The sequence below is a fragment of the Pseudoalteromonas sp. J2K-J979 genome (genome assembly GCF_058169715.2).
Genome location: NZ_CM200282.1, coordinates 18,160 through 36,343 on the forward strand (window position 1 = coordinate 18,160; position 18,184 = coordinate 36,343).

16 protein-coding genes are annotated in these 18,184 nt (G+C 40.0%); 8 read left to right on the plus strand and 8 right to left on the minus strand.

The genetic code is table 11. From position 1 onward, the window contains the following. Positions 1 to 189 precede the first annotated feature (189 nt). Positions 190 to 2,022, plus strand: coding sequence for a DEAD/DEAH box helicase (locus AC3KVK_RS16590; protein ID WP_490310555.1), 1,833 nt, complete (start codon positions 190 to 192; stop codon positions 2,020 to 2,022). A gap of 56 nt (positions 2,023 to 2,078) precedes the next feature. Here the strand turns inward: AC3KVK_RS16590 and AC3KVK_RS16595 are convergent, their stop codons facing one another. Together AC3KVK_RS16595 and AC3KVK_RS16600 are read right to left on the minus strand one after the other, a co-directional pair. Then, positions 2,079 to 4,301: a hypothetical protein gene (locus tag AC3KVK_RS16595; protein WP_490310554.1), complete on the minus strand. Its 2,223-nt coding sequence runs from the start codon at positions 4,299 to 4,301 to the stop codon at positions 2,079 to 2,081. Positions 4,302 to 4,448: 147 nt separating this feature from the next. Further along, on the minus strand, positions 4,449 to 4,931 hold the full coding sequence (locus tag AC3KVK_RS16600) for a YehS family protein (protein ID WP_490310553.1): 483 nt from the start codon (positions 4,929 to 4,931) through the stop codon (positions 4,449 to 4,451). A gap of 201 nt (positions 4,932 to 5,132) precedes the next feature. Between AC3KVK_RS16600 and AC3KVK_RS16605 the strand changes: the two genes are divergently transcribed. The 5 genes from AC3KVK_RS16605 (at position 5,133) to AC3KVK_RS16625 (ending at position 8,424) form a co-directional block, all read left to right on the plus strand. Beyond that, positions 5,133 to 6,515: a COG3014 family protein gene (locus AC3KVK_RS16605; RefSeq protein ID WP_490310552.1), complete on the plus strand. Its 1,383-nt coding sequence runs from the start codon at positions 5,133 to 5,135 to the stop codon at positions 6,513 to 6,515. A gap of 9 nt (positions 6,516 to 6,524) precedes the next feature. Continuing rightward, positions 6,525 to 6,977, plus strand: coding sequence for a YcfL family putative periplasmic lipoprotein (locus AC3KVK_RS16610; RefSeq protein ID WP_490310551.1), 453 nt, complete (start codon positions 6,525 to 6,527; stop codon positions 6,975 to 6,977). A gap of 13 nt (positions 6,978 to 6,990) precedes the next feature. Then, positions 6,991 to 7,593 (plus strand): penicillin-binding protein activator LpoB, encoded by a 603-nt coding sequence (gene lpoB / locus AC3KVK_RS16615; protein ID WP_490310550.1) that lies wholly within the window; start codon positions 6,991 to 6,993, stop codon positions 7,591 to 7,593. Positions 7,594 to 7,605: 12 nt separating this feature from the next. Beyond that, positions 7,606 to 8,082, plus strand: a complete 477-nt coding sequence (locus tag AC3KVK_RS16620; RefSeq protein ID WP_490310549.1) for a glycine zipper 2TM domain-containing protein — start codon at positions 7,606 to 7,608, stop codon at positions 8,080 to 8,082. Positions 8,083 to 8,172: 90 nt separating this feature from the next. Further along, the gene (locus tag AC3KVK_RS16625) at positions 8,173 to 8,424 is read left to right on the plus strand and encodes an RNA recognition motif domain-containing protein (protein ID WP_490310548.1); all 252 of its coding nucleotides are present in this window, start codon (positions 8,173 to 8,175) and stop codon (positions 8,422 to 8,424) included. A gap of 1 nt (position 8,425) precedes the next feature. On the opposite strand, the gene AC3KVK_RS16630 is transcribed toward AC3KVK_RS16625, so the two are convergent. After that, complete coding sequence (locus tag AC3KVK_RS16630; protein WP_490310547.1) at positions 8,426 to 9,094, minus strand: cyclic nucleotide-binding domain-containing protein; 669 nt, start codon at positions 9,092 to 9,094, stop codon at positions 8,426 to 8,428. Positions 9,095 to 9,284: 190 nt separating this feature from the next. Here AC3KVK_RS16630 and AC3KVK_RS16635 point away from each other — a divergent pair, with 190 nt between their 5' ends. After that, positions 9,285 to 9,587, plus strand: coding sequence for an Mpo1-like protein (locus AC3KVK_RS16635; protein WP_490310546.1), 303 nt, complete (start codon positions 9,285 to 9,287; stop codon positions 9,585 to 9,587). A gap of 2 nt (positions 9,588 to 9,589) precedes the next feature. Here AC3KVK_RS16635 and AC3KVK_RS16640 read toward each other — a convergent pair whose 3' ends face one another. Continuing rightward, entirely contained in the window at positions 9,590 to 10,093 is a 504-nt protein-coding gene (locus tag AC3KVK_RS16640) for an Mpo1 family 2-hydroxy fatty acid dioxygenase (RefSeq protein WP_490310545.1), read from the minus strand. A 95-nt stretch (positions 10,094 to 10,188) separates the two neighbouring features. Then, the gene (locus tag AC3KVK_RS16645; RefSeq protein ID WP_490310544.1) at positions 10,189 to 10,881 is read right to left on the minus strand and encodes a Crp/Fnr family transcriptional regulator; all 693 of its coding nucleotides are present in this window, start codon (positions 10,879 to 10,881) and stop codon (positions 10,189 to 10,191) included. 221 nt (positions 10,882 to 11,102) lie between these two features. Here AC3KVK_RS16645 and AC3KVK_RS16650 point away from each other — a divergent pair, with 221 nt between their 5' ends. Then, positions 11,103 to 13,286, plus strand: coding sequence for a phosphatidylinositol-specific phospholipase C domain-containing protein (locus AC3KVK_RS16650; RefSeq protein ID WP_490310543.1), 2,184 nt, complete (start codon positions 11,103 to 11,105; stop codon positions 13,284 to 13,286). Positions 13,287 to 13,453: 167 nt separating this feature from the next. Here AC3KVK_RS16650 and AC3KVK_RS16655 read toward each other — a convergent pair whose 3' ends face one another. From AC3KVK_RS16655 to AC3KVK_RS16665, 3 genes are all read right to left on the minus strand, one after another. Continuing rightward, complete coding sequence (locus AC3KVK_RS16655; RefSeq protein WP_490310542.1) at positions 13,454 to 13,924, minus strand: hypothetical protein; 471 nt, start codon at positions 13,922 to 13,924, stop codon at positions 13,454 to 13,456. 126 nt (positions 13,925 to 14,050) lie between these two features. Further along, positions 14,051 to 15,163, minus strand: a complete 1,113-nt coding sequence (gene asd, locus AC3KVK_RS16660) for an aspartate-semialdehyde dehydrogenase (protein ID WP_490310541.1) — start codon at positions 15,161 to 15,163, stop codon at positions 14,051 to 14,053. Positions 15,164 to 15,423: 260 nt separating this feature from the next. Further along, on the minus strand, positions 15,424 to 18,117 hold the full coding sequence (locus AC3KVK_RS16665; protein WP_490310540.1) for a TonB-dependent receptor domain-containing protein: 2,694 nt from the start codon (positions 18,115 to 18,117) through the stop codon (positions 15,424 to 15,426). Between the last annotated feature and the right edge of the window lie 67 nt (positions 18,118 to 18,184).

Sequence of the window (18,184 nt, forward strand, 5' to 3'; positions counted from 1 at the left end):
GCCTGATGCACACATTAATTTTTAATGTGTTGCCATATCAAGACTGAGATTACGCATTTATAGAATGAGCGATTCGCTTTATTCATGGTGAGAAGTGCGACTGTTGATAGGTCAAGGGGATGTCTTTTAAGGGCTTTTGCCTCGTTCAATAATGAGAACGCATTGTTCTCAATACTATAAGAGACATACATGACAGATACGACACAAGTTCGCTTCGACCAACTAAACCTTCTTTCTCCAGTTTTACAAGCTATTACAGACATGGGCTACACAAGTCCAACGCCAATTCAAGCAAAAGCAATTCCATCTTTATTAGCTGGAAAAGACGTATTGGGTGAAGCACAGACAGGTACTGGTAAAACAGCGGCTTTTGGTCTGCCTTTATTATCACGTTTAGATGCTGATTTAAAACAACCACAAATGTTGGTAGTTTGCCCTACACGTGAACTTGCAATCCAAGTAGCTGAAGCATTAACTGATTTTTCAAAGCATATTCGTGGCTTATTTGTAGCGACTGTTTATGGTGGTCAATCGTATACCCCTCAACTTCGTGATTTAGCGCGTGGCCCACAAATTGTTGTTGGTACACCAGGGCGTATGATGGATCACATTAAAAAAGGGCGTTTAAAATTAGATAACCTTAAAGCATGTGTTCTTGATGAAGCTGATGAAATGCTAAACATGGGCTTCCTTGAAGATATCGAGTGGATCCTAAAGCAAATCCCAGAGCAAACTCAAATGGCATTTTTCTCTGCAACTATGCCTGCGCCAATTAAAAAAATCACAAACCAATTTTTAACGGATCCTGTGCACGTTAAAATTGAAGTTGTAAAATCAGATAAACCTAAGATTACTCAAAAATCTTGGTTAGTTAGCCGCATTGGTAAAACTGCTGGTTTAGAGCGAATTGCTGAAGTTGTTGATTATGACGCGATGATTGTCTTTGTTCGTACACGTAATGATACATTGGTTTTAGCCGAGCACTTAGTTAGCAAAGGTTTTAAAGCATCAGCTCTTAATGGCGATATGCAGCAACAAGATCGTGAGCGCATTGTTGACCAATTAAAAACTGGACGGATCAACATCCTAATTGCGACTGATGTTGTTGCCCGTGGTCTTGATGTTCCGCGTATCACACATGTAATCAATTACGATTTACCGCATGACTCAGAGTCTTATGTACACCGAATTGGCCGTACCGGCCGTGCAGGTCGTGAAGGTGAAGCTATTTTATTTGCCTCACATCGCGAAGTACGTAGTTTACACCGCCTAGAGCGCATCACTGATGGTAAGATTGAAACATTCAACATGCCAACAGCAGAAGAATTAGGTCAATCACGTATTGAACGCACACAAGTAGCATTGACAAAATCTGTTGCTGAAAACGATTTGGAAAACTTCCAAGCTATCGTGAGCAAAATGGCTGAAGAAACAAGTCTTACACCACTTGAATTAGCCAGCGCTTTATTGTTCGAAAGCCAAATTGCGTTACCGTTCCACCCTAAAGCTGACCCAGTTGAGCGTGAATTTAACCGCAATGACCGTTCGCGTGACCGTAATGAGCGCGGAGATCGTCGTGAGCGTGCACCACGTCCACGTCGTGATAACGCAGATTTTGACACTTACCGTTTTGACGTTGGTCGTACACATGGTGTGCGTCCAGGTGATATCGTAGGCGCTGTTGCAAACGAGATAAAAATTGATTCCAACGATATTGGTCAAATCCGTTTATTCGATGGTCATACACACGTTGATTTACCAAAGAATATGCCAAAACCAGCCTTTGATAAATTACAACAAGTGTTGATACGCAAGCGTAAAATATCACCGAGCTTAGTAACGGCCGAACAAGCTGCAGCAGCTGACGCAGAATTTCGTCAACGCGCTCCACGCCAAGACCGGTCAGACCGTCCTCGTCGCGAATTTCAACCTCGTCGTAGAAATGACCGCGGTGATAAAAAACCAGTTCGCAGCTTCAAAGCAGGTGGCGAAAACAGAAGCCGCCCAAGCTTCGAATCTTAATTTAAAAACAAAAAAGCAGCCTTAGGCTGCTTTTTTAATATCCTTAAAACAATACATTACTCGCTCTGCTTTAATTTTTTCTTATTTGACAACGAAATTTTATTCGGATTAAGTGAGATAATTTGGGTTTTACTAATTCGATGACGATAGATTTCTCTTAAATAATGAATCGCATTTTTAACACAATCCACAGATAAACGAATATCATTAATTGATGTAAACTGATTAGGTTGATTGATTAATTCTCTGTATTTTTTCTCATACATAGGTTTTATTGCAAACCAGTTCGTATCAAGGATTTTAGCTGGGTTTTCGAAGTCTTCTAACATAGCTTCGAGCTTTGACACATCAAATTCAGGATCTTGTATAAAATCAATAATCGCATTATCGAGGGTATCGTCAAAACGGTAATCATTTTTTGCAAAACACCGCTTAATATAAGAAACAATTAACGTTAAAAAATCATCACTTAAACAGGGACTTTTTGCGATTAATGTGGTCATCGATAAATTAGCTGAAGCACCAATGACTAATGCATAGCGCTTAAGTGTTGTATTAGGAAATAAATTATTTAAATGCATTTTGAGTTTATTTAGATCAAGGTAAGACAACTTATAGTCTTTAGGTAACGAAACGATTGAGACTACTGAAGAGCAATTTTTGAAAAAATGGAGCTCTTTAAGGTTTTCAGCCTTGTATCCAGATTCTAGATACTGCTTTAACTCCTCTTTATAATTTTCTGCTTCGACAGGAAGTAAACTAATACCTTCAATGGCCTGAGTTTGCTTATTAAAATGAGGCAAATCTATCGAACGGAAAAACAAATCATCAATATCTAAAGTACCTTTGCCACCTTCAGCTTTATTTTTACTTTCATCATGAACATTATCTTCGACGACCGATTCACCGTAAGCAATAGCAACAGGCCCAGCTAAGCTCATAAATAAATCATTGGCATCAAGACGAATGGTCTCACCAATATCAATCCCCGCACGTCTGAAATAATCTTGATCATAATCAGTTGTGACAGATTGCGCGGTTAAAATATTAAATATCTGCTGACTTATATATTGATTGGCATGTTTTTCCATCGAGTTTACATCAATGTATTGCATTTCACTTGTTGCATCACTTTGTTCTGCATAGCGCATGATATCGTTTGAAATTAACATCATCGCATTCCAAGGGCGCAAACGATTCTTTACTGCCGCTTGGCTATCATCTGCATTCATATCGTATGAAAAACACCACTCTTCTGCTAAATATTTACACAATAAACGTCCAGCATTTATATGAAGTGCTTCTGACATTTCTTTATGATCAGAAATATTCGGTAAAATACAAATTCCACTTGTAAAAATAGGTTCAAATACAAAAGCCTGACTTTGAGAGATCGTTTCTTTATATATTTTAGTATCAAAGGTTTTATTGATATAAGAGTACTGCTGCGCCAAACCAAATTCAGACGCCATACCCGAGCCTGTTCCCCCACCCGCGCTAAAGATATAAAAATAAAGTCGAGATTGATTTGCTTTGATCCCACATGAATCAATTAAATAAGAATGAATTGATTTCCACTCTGCATTATTGAAATCTTCAGTTTGTTTGTTAAGAATTATTTTCGCTAAGTACTGACCAAGGATCGGCGCATTACCCGCTCCACCAGCATGCACTTCAGACAAGTCCATAATCCGTAGCTTGTTATAGCTATTCAAAAAGCCATTTTGACTTCCTTTAGAAGAAAACCTGATCCGCCCTTCTATATCTTTATCTAAGTCACCAAGCATTACTAATGGCTCAATTAAAAAAACCGGTCTGAAAACTTTTGCAGCTTGTAATCGGATACTGCGTTGAATCCATTTAAGTGGTTTATTTTCGGCTTCTTTAAGTTTGGATAGGTCATCATGATATTGATCTAAATAATAATCTCGTGCATCGTGAACCAAAGAGGCAACATCTAATGCGATATTTGAGCCACAACGACCAAGGCCAATCAAACAAACAGACGGAAAATTAGGCGGGAGCTGTGTGCTGTCTTCTGATACCTGATGATCTGGGTAGATAGCATTACGAAGTTGATCAAGATTTCGCAGGATTTTATTAATGTCTTTTTCAGTAAAATACCGTTGGACCTCATCTTCCGAATTGCCTGTTTTTGCTGGCTCTTTGACAATAATATCAAAATCATCACTCGCGGTAGATTGAGATGGAGAACTGATAGGCTTTGCTGTACGTGAGGATTTGTTTAACAGAGGATTAATCGGTTTATTCGTTGCCATAAAGTGCCGCCTATTTGATTCAATTCCGTATAAGAGTATTGAATATAGTTCACTTTAAGCAATTTTGAGAATGTGGCCAATTAATTGAGAAAAATACAATTATACCAAGTTGCTAAGGAAAGCTATTAGCTTTCCTTAGCCAGGCTATTACTGTTTAGGACGGTATTTTAAGCATAAGCCGGTTAAAAAGTTACGCATAAATTGGTCTCCACACGGTTTAAAGTTGCGGCTGCCGCGCTTGCGAAATAACCCACCTAACTCAGCTTTAGTAACTCTAAAGTCTGCTAATTCCATCACTTCAAGCATGTCTTCTTCACGTAACTCAAGGGCTACACGAATTTTCTTCAGAATGATATTGTTATTAAGGCGTACACGTTCAGTGCTAGGTACGCTTGTAGTCTCTGGTTGATCTTCTCTCACACCGCGTTTGTCGATAATCAAACCATCTAAAAACTTTTCTAATACAACATCAGTACATTCAATATAACCTTCCTCATCTTCTTTTTTCAGTAAGCAGCTAATAGAAAATGGCTTAATTTTATGGCCAGCAAGTAAAAATAAGGCTTGCATGCTGTCTTCACGAAGGTTTAAAGCGTAACGTAAACGACGCAGTACTAAATTATTGATCATATAAAGCTCCAGATTTAAGGGCGCTAACTTTAGCATAAAATAATCAATATTACTTAACACTAAACCGATCTATCATAATTTATATCTGAACCGAGAAAGCTCTAAATTGACTACTCTTTTTTACAAATTACCTACATTTATAAACCTACTATTCAGGTTTATCAGTTAGAATTAATCAATCACTAATAGCACTTGAGTTGTATGCCTGTTTTAAAACTACTTCACATTGGATGCCTGACACTTTGTTTAGCCCTAAGTGGTTGCACATCGATGCAGTTTGGTGACTTTTTCACAACTTATAGCCAACAATTAACCACGCCTCGGCAGCTTATCAATGCCAATCAGCCTCAACAAGCATTGGCTTCATTAAAGGTTCACAATAAAGGTGCAAATAATTATTTGGTCTCGTTGCTCGAGCAAGCTAAAACAGCCCATTTTTCACGTGATTACTTAACCAGTTCGATGCTTTTTTCTAAGGTTATTGAAGCGCTTAAAGAAGAAGATTTAAAAGCTTCAATTCAAATAAGCAACACATCACAGCATTTAGGGGCGTTAGTGAGTAACGATACTGCACTCGCTTATTCAATTCCGTTTTATGAGCAAGTCATGGTGCATCATTATCAGGCTCTAAATTACCTTTACCTGAAAAAAATAGAGTCTGCCGTTATTGAAATTAGAAAAGCCTACCAAGTTCAGCAACGGGCACTAAAACAACACAATCTTGATTTAGTTGACCAACAAATGGCGCAACACATTGCCTGGGATGCGCTTTCAAGTACCTACTCACAATTAGAGCATGTAATTGGTGATAAGCTCAAAGGAATCGAGAACCCTTATACGGCAGTACTGTCTGCCGTATTACTCGAAAGCAGTGATGAAGTGAATAATGCGTTTATTTCTTATAAATCAGCACTCGCTCTTAACCCTGCTAATAGCTACCTCCAACAACAAGTGACTCGGTTAGGGGTTGAGTTAGGCATGCACGATTTTCGCGATAAAACAGTCAATAAACAATCCAACAAGCAGTTAATTGTGCTGATTGAACAATCATTAATTGAAAAAAAGACAGAACAAATAATCAATTTACCCGTTTATACAAGTCAGGGTGATTTGCGCTTTTACAGTGTTGCAATTCCAACATATTCAAACTCTAACGCCAGTATTCCATTAAGTATTTCAATTAACGGCCAACAATTAAGTAGTCAACCTTTGTTGGATTTCCAAGCCTTGGCTGCGGCCAATTTAAAAGAAACAATGCCAACGTTAATTGTCAGGCAAACAGCGCGATTAATAGCAAAAGAGCAAGTCAGGAAAAAACTAGCAAAAGAAGGCGGTGATGTTGGCAATGTACTCGCAACTCTCTATAACATCGCATCAGAGCGGGCCGATACACGCAGCTGGTTAACTTTGCCCGCTAATGCACAATTGATAACTAGCCCACTCGATGAAACGACCACTCAATTTATGGTTCATTATCGAGGTAACAGCCATCCAGTTGTGTTAAACCCAAATCATTCAGGGATTACCTTAGTGACGATTTCCACTGCTGAGCAATTATTTAATATTGAAACTAATTATTTATAAGGATTTAAAATGAAAATTTACCAATACTTGTTTATCGCTTCTTTTTGTTCGTTAAGTTTAGGCTGCATCCATAACCCAATCACCACAGGAATTAGCACTACGATCATACCTGCATCTCAACAATCATTAGATCAGACACAACTTGAGAAATATCTATCAATCGATAATGCGTCATTAGCCAAACGGTTACATCTTACTCAGGCCTTGGCACGCTATAACCGCGACTATCTGCAAGTCAGTGTCTCTATAAAAAGCGATTACCATAAATCTCAAAAGCTGCAATATCAATTTACATGGTTTGATAAACAAGGCTTTGAACTCGATGCAGGCGAACAAAACTGGCAAGCCCTTGACCTCCACGGTGGTCAGCAGAGCCAATTAACCGGACTCGCTAAGAATTCGCAAGCGTCACATTATAAACTTTACATCCGTGAAGTGGCGACGCAACTTCAACGTTTTTAGAAAGGAAAATTCAATGAAAAAAACATACCTAATCAGTACTATTGCACTGAGCTTACTGACACTCTCAGGTTGTGCAAACCGCGCAGTCGTGAGTTATGGCGATGCTAATGCGGTTGAAACTACAGACATCAGCTTTGGGTCAACGGATCTGCAAAAAATGGCCAATGAAATGACTGATTCAATGCTACTCTCACCGGTTGTCGGCACCTTAACGCAAAATAATCGCCCCGTCGTCTTTGTAGAGCGCATCAAAAATAAAACTAGCGAACACATTGATACCGAATCCGTGACCGATTCTATCTCCACAAAATTACTCCGTTCAGGAAAGTTTCGTTTTGTCGATATGACACGAGTTGAGGCTGTGCGAAAACAACTCGATTTTCAAAATGACTCTGGAATGGTTGATCCAAGTAAAGCGGCTTCATTTGGTAAACAAACCGGCGCGCAATATATGCTTTATGGCAACCTTTCGAGCATAGTGAAAACCAACAAAGATGTGGCTGATGTGTACTACAAGTTCACCTTGCGCTTACTCGATTTAGAAAGCGGACTGATAGAATGGGCTGATGAAACAGAAATCAGAAAAACACGTCAAAAAGCGAAAATTGGCTGGTAAAAAGAGGTGCGTATGTCCCACTCAATGAACAAACTAGCCTGTTTACTCTTACTATTATTGTCAACTCTGGTTATTGCACACCCTTATGAGCGTAATAAAGCAGTCCCCGTTGATAAAGTTCTATTTGGGTCTATTAATAGTGTCAGAAATATTACAGAAAAAGACATTCGGTACGATCATGCTAACGGCTGGCATCGCTTTGGCGGCGCATTAATAGGCGGGGCCATTGGTAACCAATTTGGGGATGGCAGTGGACAGGTCGCGGCAACAATACTGGGTGCCATGATTGGTAGCAACGTCACACGACCACAATCACGCGCGCAAAAAATTGTTTATGAGCAATTGGTCGAATTGCTGATCACCACAGAGCAAGAAGGTCAATTTATGGTAATTCAAGATTATGATAAACAGATGATCTTTAAAGCCGGTGATACCGTTCGATTAGTTTATTTGGCAACTGGACACGTTAGAGTTGATATTGCTTACTAAAACATGAAAACAATTAGGGGCTACGTCGCAGAGCTGTTATTCTAGCCAGCTGTGCGAAAGCGCCCCTTTTTACTTTATAAAGTTAATGACATGAAAATTTTAGTTCGAAACCTTGCAAAAACAGTCACCGAAGCCGAGTTAACCGCACTTTTTAGCCAGTATGGGGCTGTTCAGTCATGTTCAATCGTACTGGATGCACAAACTGGTCAGTCAAAAGGTTTTGGATTTGTTACCTTACCGAAAGTGGGTGATGCGAAAGTTGCCATAAAATCACTCAATGGTATTAATTTATCAGGCGCGACAATAAGGGTAAAAAAAGCAGAAGAGAAACCAGCTGAATAACTTAAGTTTTGCGTAATTTTTTAGCTAAATCCTGTGTGATCATGGCCTCTACCGCATTTTTCATTGCAGGATTACGCTTTAAAAGATCTTGTAACACATCTTGTGGCCAATACAAAATCCGTGTGGGCACCGCTACCACAACATCGGCATTAGCGGCTTGATCGAGCGTGAAGCTCATTTCACCAACAAAATAACCATCTCTCAATTGCACAATAGTTTTACCATCAACGACCACATTTACTTCACCATTATAAATAAAGTATAAAGCAGGAACCTTTTTACCTTGTTTGGTCAAAACATCGTTCGGTTCAAACGTTTGCCACTTCCCGGCAGTAATTAGCTTGTAAAATTCAAATGGGCTAAACCGAGAAAAAATTGATGCATACAGCTCTTTTTCTTCTTCTGTAAACCGAATCGACTTTTCTCGATACCAAAGCAATGCAATCATCGCTGCATTGATAATGACTAATGCCCCTTCAGAAAAAATATCAAGCCAGAGCGGATCAGCCGGAATAATATAGTAATAAACAACAAAACAGGCCGAAGAAAAAATAGTTAAAACCCGTAACCAAAAAATTGAACTACAGCCAAATGCACCTAACGCTGAAATGTAAGCAACAAAATAGATAGTGTAACCAAACCAATCTTGTAAAAATGCATCAAATGACATTATGAATCCGTTTTGCAGTGATAAATGAAAATATACGCAAGCAAAGTTTGGTACTCAAACGCAACTAAATCCAATTTTAAATAATAAAATCAGCAATAGATACTCGAATAAATATTGTTATGATCATCTTTATAGACAAAAACACTCACAAAAGGCATGGTGGGATCTTGACACTTTCAGGATGCTAGACATGACTCCATCAGAGAAAAATTTTGCGTCGTTTTATCAGTTTTATTTATCTCAACACCAAAATCGAACCTGCCGTTGGTTACACTTTGTTGGGACGCTGACCCTCATATTAGTAACGATAGTTAGCCTAGTCAGTCACACCTACTCGCTTTTATGGCTTTTGCCAATGATAGGATATGGCTTTGCTTGGGTTGGACATTTCGTGTTCGAGAAAAATAAACCGGCGACATTCAACGAGCCGGTCAAAAGTTTATTAGCCGATTTCAGGCTGTTTTTTGATATGTTGCGGGGTAAATATCACTAAAATTAAGTTTGTTTTATAACAATGCCTGCGTGCTGCTCAATTGTATATTGCAAATTTTTAAAGCAACCTAAAAGAAACAACATTTCGACGACGACAAATAATGGTCCGATCACAAGCCCCATTAAGTCATCGACAAAAGCGGGCTTTTTGCCTTCAAAGTAATGTCCTACAAACTGGAACAACCAGCCAATTACAAACATTATTACTCCAACAGCAAATGGTTGATCACTCAGTTGCACCCAATTGGCCACAAAACACAATACCGCCATAAAAAACGACATAACCATACCCAGCTTAATATCGAGTTTTAAGTAATACACGCACAAAACTAACGCGACCAGCGAGCCTAAATTGACACTAAAAGAAGGTAAGTTAATCGTGAGTATGCTCAATAACAGTATCAGACTCAAAACAATAAGCGGGATCCCGATAAAATGAGTGATAATATTGCGTGGATCACGGTGATAACGTGCATAATTAATCAAGTGTTGTTGTAGTGGTTTCATCTGCGAAGCCCTAAATAAACAATAAGTTTACTTTAGCATGCTCAAGATCAAGACTCTGTCACTTATCTGACAATCGTGTTGGTCACCTTTTTTAATTACAACTCATCGATGAGGCGCAATAGCGCAGCACAATCATGAACCTCAATATGCTGATAATGGAGACTAATCAAATTTAAACTGGCTAACTTATTCAGGCTTTGATTACAGGTTTGTCGTGATGTTGCAGCCAATTGAGATAATACTTGCTGATTGATGGGTAAGCGAATACTCGTGACTTTTTGATCAGAGTAATTTTGCGCTAATAGTACTAATTGGCGAAGTACTCGTTCATGGGCCGGCAAAGTTTGCAACACCTCGTAGGCCGAAAAAACCCGTCTAAGTTTATTGCTAACCAATTGCGCGAGATATTGCCAATCTGAGGGACAAGAGACTAAGTGTGTCAATATTAGCTCAGCGGGAACATGCAATAATTGACTGTCAATCATACAACGAGCATCATGGGTGCGCGGTGAACCATCAATTAATGAAATCTCCCCAAACCAAATTCCGGCATTTAGTACAGCTAAAATGGCCTCATCACCCTGATCATTGATGTTAGATATACTGATTAAGCCATCAACAACGACAAATAAGCCATTGTCTTGCTCATTTTTACGAAAAATATAATGATCTGCACGATAATTTAGCACTTTGGCTGAATTCACTAAAAAAAGTGAGAATTCATCAGACAAACAAGCAAACCAGGGATCCATTTTTAAGAAAGAAACTATGTTTTCGTTGTTCAACATTTCCACCTACCTCATACAAAAGATGGCCGTAGCTTAAAGTGTAAATTAAATCAGTAACATAACCAACTTAGAAGTTTACCTGTTTTAATTTGTTCCTTTTTCAAGATAATTCACATTGTTTGCACTTTTGGGACGTAGAGTTTTTTGTGGTAACTAAAAACAGGCGAACAATTGCCCGTTAATTACCGAATAACTTAACTTACAAGCAAAGGAATATTCAAATGAATACACTTCATAGAATCGCTAAAATATCTCATCTAGTCGTTTCTGGAATATTAGCGCTCAGTGTGTCTTGCTCTATTAATGCTGCAATTGATACCAATGATGAAAAAGTAAAACGATTAGACTTACAAGGGCAAATAGATAACTTTGCACCTTTTTCTAAAACGCTCTGGGCTGGTGCGCATAACGCTTATGCTTCCCATTCTTGGAACAAAGGCACCTATACTGACGTCAATCAGTATTATTCACCAAAAGGCTTATTACAACGCGGGATCCGCGTAATGGAATTTGATATTTACCCCGAAGGGACGTTCGACTCGACCCCTATGCTTTGCCATAATTCACTTGACAAAAAAGCCCTTTGCTCAAGTTTTCATGCAAAACTTTCTGAAGGTTTAGATGACATTAAAGATTTTTTAAGAGATAACCCCGACGAAGTTATTTTGCTCAAAATCGAAGCTTACAAACATAATGATCACAATAATTGGCATAACAAAATAGGTGAACGGTTACAAAAAGACATCAGTGATTATTTGCTATTGCCTTCTGATTGGGGTTACAAAGATAAAAGCTGTGCTTCTTTGCCTGTATCTCATCTATCCAAACAAGATATTTTAGCAGCTGGAAAACAGCTAGTCGCAGTGGTCCAAACTCCGCGAGACAGCAGCGATTTATGCAATCATCACGATGCAGGTAATTACTCTAAGTTTTGGAACACAGTGTTTATTGGCGTTGATTCTTTCGATAAATCAGGCAATTTGAATAGTAATCAACCATTTTGCCAAAACGGTAACGATAAATGTGTCAATAAAGACCAAACGGACCATTATCTTGCAGGGAATATGACGGTCGTCATTGACGATGCGACCCAGCTCAATACTGATGGTCCTAATTCAAAAAAAACCGGCGAAAATGTAATTAAAAAGTGGGCTAACAAAGGGGCACAAATTTTAGAGCTAGCCTTAGTTGAAACCAATAATACCAGTGCCGCCAGTGGTTATGGTGCCAATGAAGTACAGATAGAAGATTTTATTTGGTCATGGAAATCCAATCGTCCTAATGGATCTGGCGAATGTGCAAGCTTAAGTTCAGATCAAAGTATCATCGATGAAGCCTGCTCAACCTACCAATACCATGCGTGTGTTGATGCCAATAGAAGTTGGGTATTATCTGCCACAAAAGGAGATTGGCAATCAGGCTTTGAAGCTTGTACAAGCTTGAGCGGTTCATACACATTCGGCATGCCTTATAATGCTTACGAACATACCCAACTTATCGCGGCTATTAATATGAGAAACGAGGATGTCTGGGTCAACTATTACAAAGCATTCGATGATTTCTGGCTTGCTAATACAAGCGAATATAAAGATTGGAAATTTGTAGAAAAGCAACAAATTGGTTCAACCAATAAAGGCAATGCATTTAACGATATTGCATTGTTAAAACGTAAAGCCCTCCTTGGTGGTGGGTTCAATCTTAGCTACGTGAAGATCCGCTCTGGTAACCGTATCAATGCCATCAAGGCGTGTTATGAAACAAAACAATCTATCAGTCATGCGAGTGTTGGCACGAAAGAGCTGTGTGTCAGTTATGGTGGTAGCAGTGGCAATTGGGGCAATGCCTTGACATTCGATGCCAGTCAAGGCGAGTACTTGGATGACATTAAAATTTGTAAAGATGATCATAAATATGGTTATGATACGGTTTATTACCTAGAGCTAACATCCAATACAGGTAAGAAAATTTCCGGTGGTTCAAATAGCGGTAGTTGTACCACCTATTCTTCAACGTCAGAGCAGCAAATATTTGCTTTTCATGGTCAAGAAGGAAAAGAAATCAATTCATTAGGCGTCTATAAAATTGCTAATACCTTAATTGATCAAGGTGTATATGCAACCGATTGGCTTAATATAGATGGACCCAATAACGGTGATAACGAACTATTTAATGCCCATAAGAATGCGGGAAACATTTCATCTAGTTGTGACGCTGCTGACATTGCAGGCATCGTCGCGAGGGTAGCAGACACCAAACTCGATTCGTTGTTAACCAAACAAAACCTAGTCAACAACCAAACAGGTTTTGCCTGTTGGAATTCAAGCAACGGTGGCAGCAGTAGTAATACAACTTGTAAAGATTACGAAGTAAGATACTTCTTTACTAACGCAAGCTGCTTACCTTAGCACATAGCTAACTGCGCCAATGAACCCATTTCGTTGGCGCAGTGTTTATGATGCCTCTTCCGGTAAAGCAGGAAACACTTAATTAATCGGCGTAAAAGACCACTCTAAAATGGGCGACGGAAAAACGAAGGCCTGCACATACAGTAACTCTGTAAATTAACTCGTTGTTAATTATCGTTCGACTCTTTAATTGGTTTTGCTAAACCAAAGAAACCGTTCACTTCGGTTAACTTTGCTTCTTTATCTGCTTTACCAAAATCAGTGCCCGCTATTAAAGTTGTACCATTGCTGCTAATGCGCCAATTAAAGCGAAAAACAGAGCCCCATTCAGATGTGCGACTATCAATCTCACTGATTAACTGAGCTGAAATAGGCCAGATATTTTCAGATTTCATCTGTGCATGAAAATCGTCAATCCATTTATTGAGCCGCTTGGCAGAATTAATTGTCACTTGTTGAGTGGTGGGATCATCGTAGTAAAACGGTTCAGCGACAAGTGATTCAAGTATAGTTAAGCGCTGCGCACTATCGATCATTTGCCACGTTTCAACATAACGTTTTAGGTTGTCATTCAACTCTTGAGCCGTAACAGGCGAAGAAACACACATTAAATAAAATACAGACAGAATCCGATACATAATCATCCTAAAAAAGCCATTAATCAGTGCGATTAAACCAGTCCGAATGCAGCTTACTGTCTGTTTCGAACTAAAATGACAATAAAAAACCCAGCTAAACTGGGCTTATTCAAAACACAAAGTCGATTAATGACTTTCTATAATTCGCAGCATCCGACGAAGCGGCTCTGCAGCGCCCCATAAAAGTTGGTCGCCTACCGTAAAGGCACTGATGTATTCTGGCCCCATGGCGAGTTTTCGGATCCTTCCTACCGGAATTGATAACGTGCCCGTTACTTTGACCGGTGATAACTCTTGTGCGCTTAGCTCACGATCATTAGGGATCACTTTGACCCAGTCATTATGCTCGGCAAGAATTTGTTCGATTTTCTCAACTGAGATATCTTTACGTAACTTGATGGTCATTGCTTGAGAGTGACAACGCATCGCACCAATGCGCACACATAAGCCATCGACAGGAATTGGCTGTTTTGAAGTTCCTAAAATCTTGTTCGCTTCAACTTGCGCTTTCCATTCTTCTTTTGATTGACCCGACGGCATCGGCACATCAATCCAAGGGATCAGACTGCCAGCTAATGGCGCTCCGAATTGAGATGTCGGTAACTCATCACCGGCGATGGTTTCACTGACAATTTTATCAATTTCTAAAATTGCTGAATTCGGATCGTCCACCAGCTCAGCAACGGATTGATGAATCGCGCCCATTTGAGCAATTAACTCTTTCATGTTTCGAGCACCCGCACCAGAGGCTGCTTGATAGGTCATCGGGCTGACCCACTCAATCAAATCTTGCTCGAACAAACCACCTAGCGCTAATAACATCAACGATACTGTGCAGTTGCCACCTACAAAGGTTTTCACCCCTTGCGCTAGCCCTTGCGTGATCACATCTTGATTAACAGGATCTAATACAATGATGCTGTCATCGTTCATTCGTAGCGCTGATGCCGCGTCAATCCAGTAACCATTCCAACCGCTGCCGCGTAAGTCTGGATACACACTTTTGGTGTAATCACCACCTTGGCAGGTGATAATAATATCCATCTGAGCCAAAGACGCAAGGTCAGTAGCACTGAGTAAAGGTTTAGCATCACCCGCTATGTCTGGGCCAAGTTGGCCTGCTTGTGATGTGGTAAAAAATGTCACGTCGAATTGTGCAAAATCATTTTCTTGTTGCATGCGCTCCATTAATACCGAACCGACCATGCCGCGCCAACCGACTAATCCTAATTTTTTCATAATATGTCATACCCTAAAAACAAAATAATAAAACCAATTCCCGAATTGCGTGAGTTTTTAGGTAAATTGGTAAAACCAAGCTTAAGAATCTAGCATTGCAAACACCATAAAACTAGGGCTTTTAAGTTAACTTTAAATTATTTCATAGAGGTTTTATGTATAACTGGCCGTTATCAGCCAAATAGCCGCATAAAAAAGCCCTACCGATTGGCAGGGCTATATTGTTCCTGATGTTTTTATCACTTCTTTGTCAGGACTCGTTAGAATTCATAGCTATAACTTAAACTGAACTCTGTCCCTTCTTCTTGTTGCCAAAGCACTAAGCCTTCTTGTTCGATCTCTTTATCTTGACCTAAGATATTTTTAATCTTGAATTTAACGGCGGAGTTAAAGTCAGGAAAATACGAATAGACTAAATCAAGAGAATGAAATGGTTTTTCTTCAGCATCTTCATTCCCACGTGTACCAGGCACGATAATTCGCGGTCCAGAGACGTTGTACACGAGCGAAGTTGAGTGTAAACCATTCGCCGAGTCATAACCCATTTGTAAGTTTGCTACCCATTCTGAGTGACCGACTAAACGGCGCTCGTTGTTGGTAACAATATTTGACACTGTATCCGCTTCAAGGGCGGCTTTTAATTGCTGCTCGAAAAGTGAATCTTGGCCATCAGTATCATCAATTCCTAAATTTACTGACGAATCAGACAAGGTTAAGTTACCCGATAAAAAGACCGCGGCGAGTTCATCATTGATAAAACTAAAATCGGTTAGGAAATCAAACTCAATCCCTGCGAGTTCACCAGATTCTGCATTAGCAGTTAATAACTGCGGCGCTGCTCCACCGACACCCGCCAGTTCGACCATTTCAATTGGGTTCGTGATGTCTTTATAAAATAACGCAACAGACACGTTATTTCCGGTTGGCATATACCATTCAAACCTAAAATCGACATTCTTTAGTTTCGAGCTTTCAAGCGTCGGCGAACCACGCACTAAAAACTCTGTTAATGGATCGATAAAAAAGGTTGAGCTGACATCACGCATATCTGGACGTATCGTCGTTTCGCTGAGATTTAAACGAAACTGCATTTCTTCATCCATGATGTAGGTAACCGCTAAAGACGGATAAAAGTCATCTTCTTTAATCGCGACTTCTTGGATTTCTTCGCTTGTAGCATCAAACAGGTTACTGTGTGCTTTGAAAGGCACTGACACTTGAGCAAAGTCTTCATAGCGCACACCACCGGTCAAGCGCCATGTATTATCTAAGAAGTAGTCAGCCATCAGGTAATAAGCATTAAGCTTATGAGCTGCTGAGTACTTATCACCATCAGTTGTACGGTCATCAAAGATGCCAGCACCTGTGGCACTCGTATAAAAAGCAGCATTACTGAGGTTTTCATTGGCAAAGATGCTATCTATACGTGAACCATAGCTAAACTCATCACTGATCGCACGATGCGCAATACCAAACTTAGTGTTACTTGCATCCCGTGTTTTCTCAGAAAAGTCACCGCCGACTTTTAGTTCAAGTTCATAACCTTCGCCGTAAATCGGTAGGCCGGCATTCCAGCCCCAGGTATCTACATCATCATGAAGTTCTTGATATTCACGGGTGACATTGGTTGCTGAGACATCTTGTAACTGTTCTGAGACAAATACACCGTCTTCATAGTTACGCTGGAAGATCACATCTAAAGCGCCAGGTGCATTACGGTTTGCACGGCTCGTACCTGCATACCAATCAACAAACAAACTGTTGATGTCAACAAAGTTATGTGTGCCTTTAATTTGGCTAGAGAACATTTCACGTTCTTCATATGACACATCAACACGGCGTAAATCACGTACACCTTCTTCTGTTTCATTGGCATCATAAAAGTCACGGTTACGAACGCGGTCGCGCATATCATGCAAGGCAATGTTTTTTAATTCAATTTTATGGTTTGAATTAAATTCATAACCTAAATTGAGTGACCCACTCCAACGAACATTTTGTTCCGTTGATACACCGTCGTAGTATTGAGCAAAGCATTTCTCTTCGCACCCTAAACTACCGAGGTTAGTGCCGCTTTTTTCTTTGTTCACTTCCCATTCGTTTTCATAAGATACGGCAGCTAAGACACCAAATGTACCAATCTCGCTGTCGAATCGATCACCTAATGACACTGCAAAATCAAAGCCTGGATCGACCTCTTTTTCATCTGGGCCAACTTGCCAATCTAATGCGTTCATTAACGTTTGACGCTCTAAAAGTGTCGTAGTGCTATCACCTTCAATACCGCCGTTTGCAAAAGCTGTGACAAATGCTTGCGGCAATGCGCGGGTGCCATCATCACGACCCATCCAATCATCATCACCACCTTGGTAAAAATACCCGGTCGTTGAGTTATTGGTGTTGTATTTCGCGCCAACCGATACTTTAAACAATGAATCACTCGGGATTGATTTAGTGCGAATATTAACATTACCGCCACCAAAATGAGCAGGCATGTCTGGCGAAAACGACTTTTGTACACTTAAACTTTCGATAATATCTGATGGAAATAAATCCAAAGGCACCACTGAGCGAGTAGGATCCGGACTGGGTACATACATACCATTTAGCTGGGTACTTGAATACCGCTCACCTAAACCACGCACATAAATAAACTTACCGTCGACCAACGTTAAGCCAGTGATACGACGAAGCGCGGAGGCCGCATCACCATCACCCGTTCGGGAGATTTGGTCTGCACCCATAATATCGGCAACAAAGGCTTGGTTTTGACGCTCTTGAAGAACCGCCCCAGCACTGCCTTTTAAACGTTGACCGACTGCAACAACTTCTTCAATTTCTTGTTCTGTTGCTTCCTCAGCAATAACAGCACTTGTTGACAAACCCAGCAAAGCATAAGCGATAGCATGGTTTAATTTTGTGCGTGCTAGGCGAGGGGTTTTATAAGAATTCATTAATTTACTCCGAAACATGAACTGAGAATAAAAGCCAAGGTTTGACCTTGGCCTCATCTAAAGCGGG

Bases quoted from the DNA above. Each gene is read 5' to 3' on its own strand.
- AC3KVK_RS16595 (WP_490310554.1), bottom strand. From the start codon at position 4,301: ATGGCAACGAATAAACCGATTAATCCTCTGTTAAACAAATCCTCACGT.
- AC3KVK_RS16625 (WP_490310548.1), top strand. From the start codon at position 8,173: ATGAAAATTTTAGTTCGAAACCTTGCAAAAACAGTCACCGAAGCCGAG.
- AC3KVK_RS16630 (WP_490310547.1), bottom strand. From the start codon at position 9,094: ATGTCATTTGATGCATTTTTACAAGATTGGTTTGGTTACACTATCTAT.
- AC3KVK_RS16620 (WP_490310549.1), top strand. From the start codon at position 7,606: ATGTCCCACTCAATGAACAAACTAGCCTGTTTACTCTTACTATTATTG.
- lpoB (WP_490310550.1), top strand. From the start codon at position 6,991: ATGAAAAAAACATACCTAATCAGTACTATTGCACTGAGCTTACTGACA.
- AC3KVK_RS16605 (WP_490310552.1), top strand. From the start codon at position 5,133: ATGCCTGTTTTAAAACTACTTCACATTGGATGCCTGACACTTTGTTTA.
- AC3KVK_RS16600 (WP_490310553.1), bottom strand. From the start codon at position 4,931: ATGATCAATAATTTAGTACTGCGTCGTTTACGTTACGCTTTAAACCTT.
- AC3KVK_RS16650 (WP_490310543.1), top strand. From the start codon at position 11,103: ATGAATACACTTCATAGAATCGCTAAAATATCTCATCTAGTCGTTTCT.
- AC3KVK_RS16635 (WP_490310546.1), top strand. From the start codon at position 9,285: ATGACTCCATCAGAGAAAAATTTTGCGTCGTTTTATCAGTTTTATTTA.
- AC3KVK_RS16655 (WP_490310542.1), bottom strand. From the start codon at position 13,924: ATGTATCGGATTCTGTCTGTATTTTATTTAATGTGTGTTTCTTCGCCT.
- asd (WP_490310541.1), bottom strand. From the start codon at position 15,163: ATGAAAAAATTAGGATTAGTCGGTTGGCGCGGCATGGTCGGTTCGGTA.
- AC3KVK_RS16645 (WP_490310544.1), bottom strand. From the start codon at position 10,881: ATGTTGAACAACGAAAACATAGTTTCTTTCTTAAAAATGGATCCCTGG.
- AC3KVK_RS16590 (WP_490310555.1), top strand. From the start codon at position 190: ATGACAGATACGACACAAGTTCGCTTCGACCAACTAAACCTTCTTTCT.
- AC3KVK_RS16665 (WP_490310540.1), bottom strand. From the start codon at position 18,117: ATGAATTCTTATAAAACCCCTCGCCTAGCACGCACAAAATTAAACCAT.
- AC3KVK_RS16610 (WP_490310551.1), top strand. From the start codon at position 6,525: ATGAAAATTTACCAATACTTGTTTATCGCTTCTTTTTGTTCGTTAAGT.
- AC3KVK_RS16640 (WP_490310545.1), bottom strand. From the start codon at position 10,093: ATGAAACCACTACAACAACACTTGATTAATTATGCACGTTATCACCGT.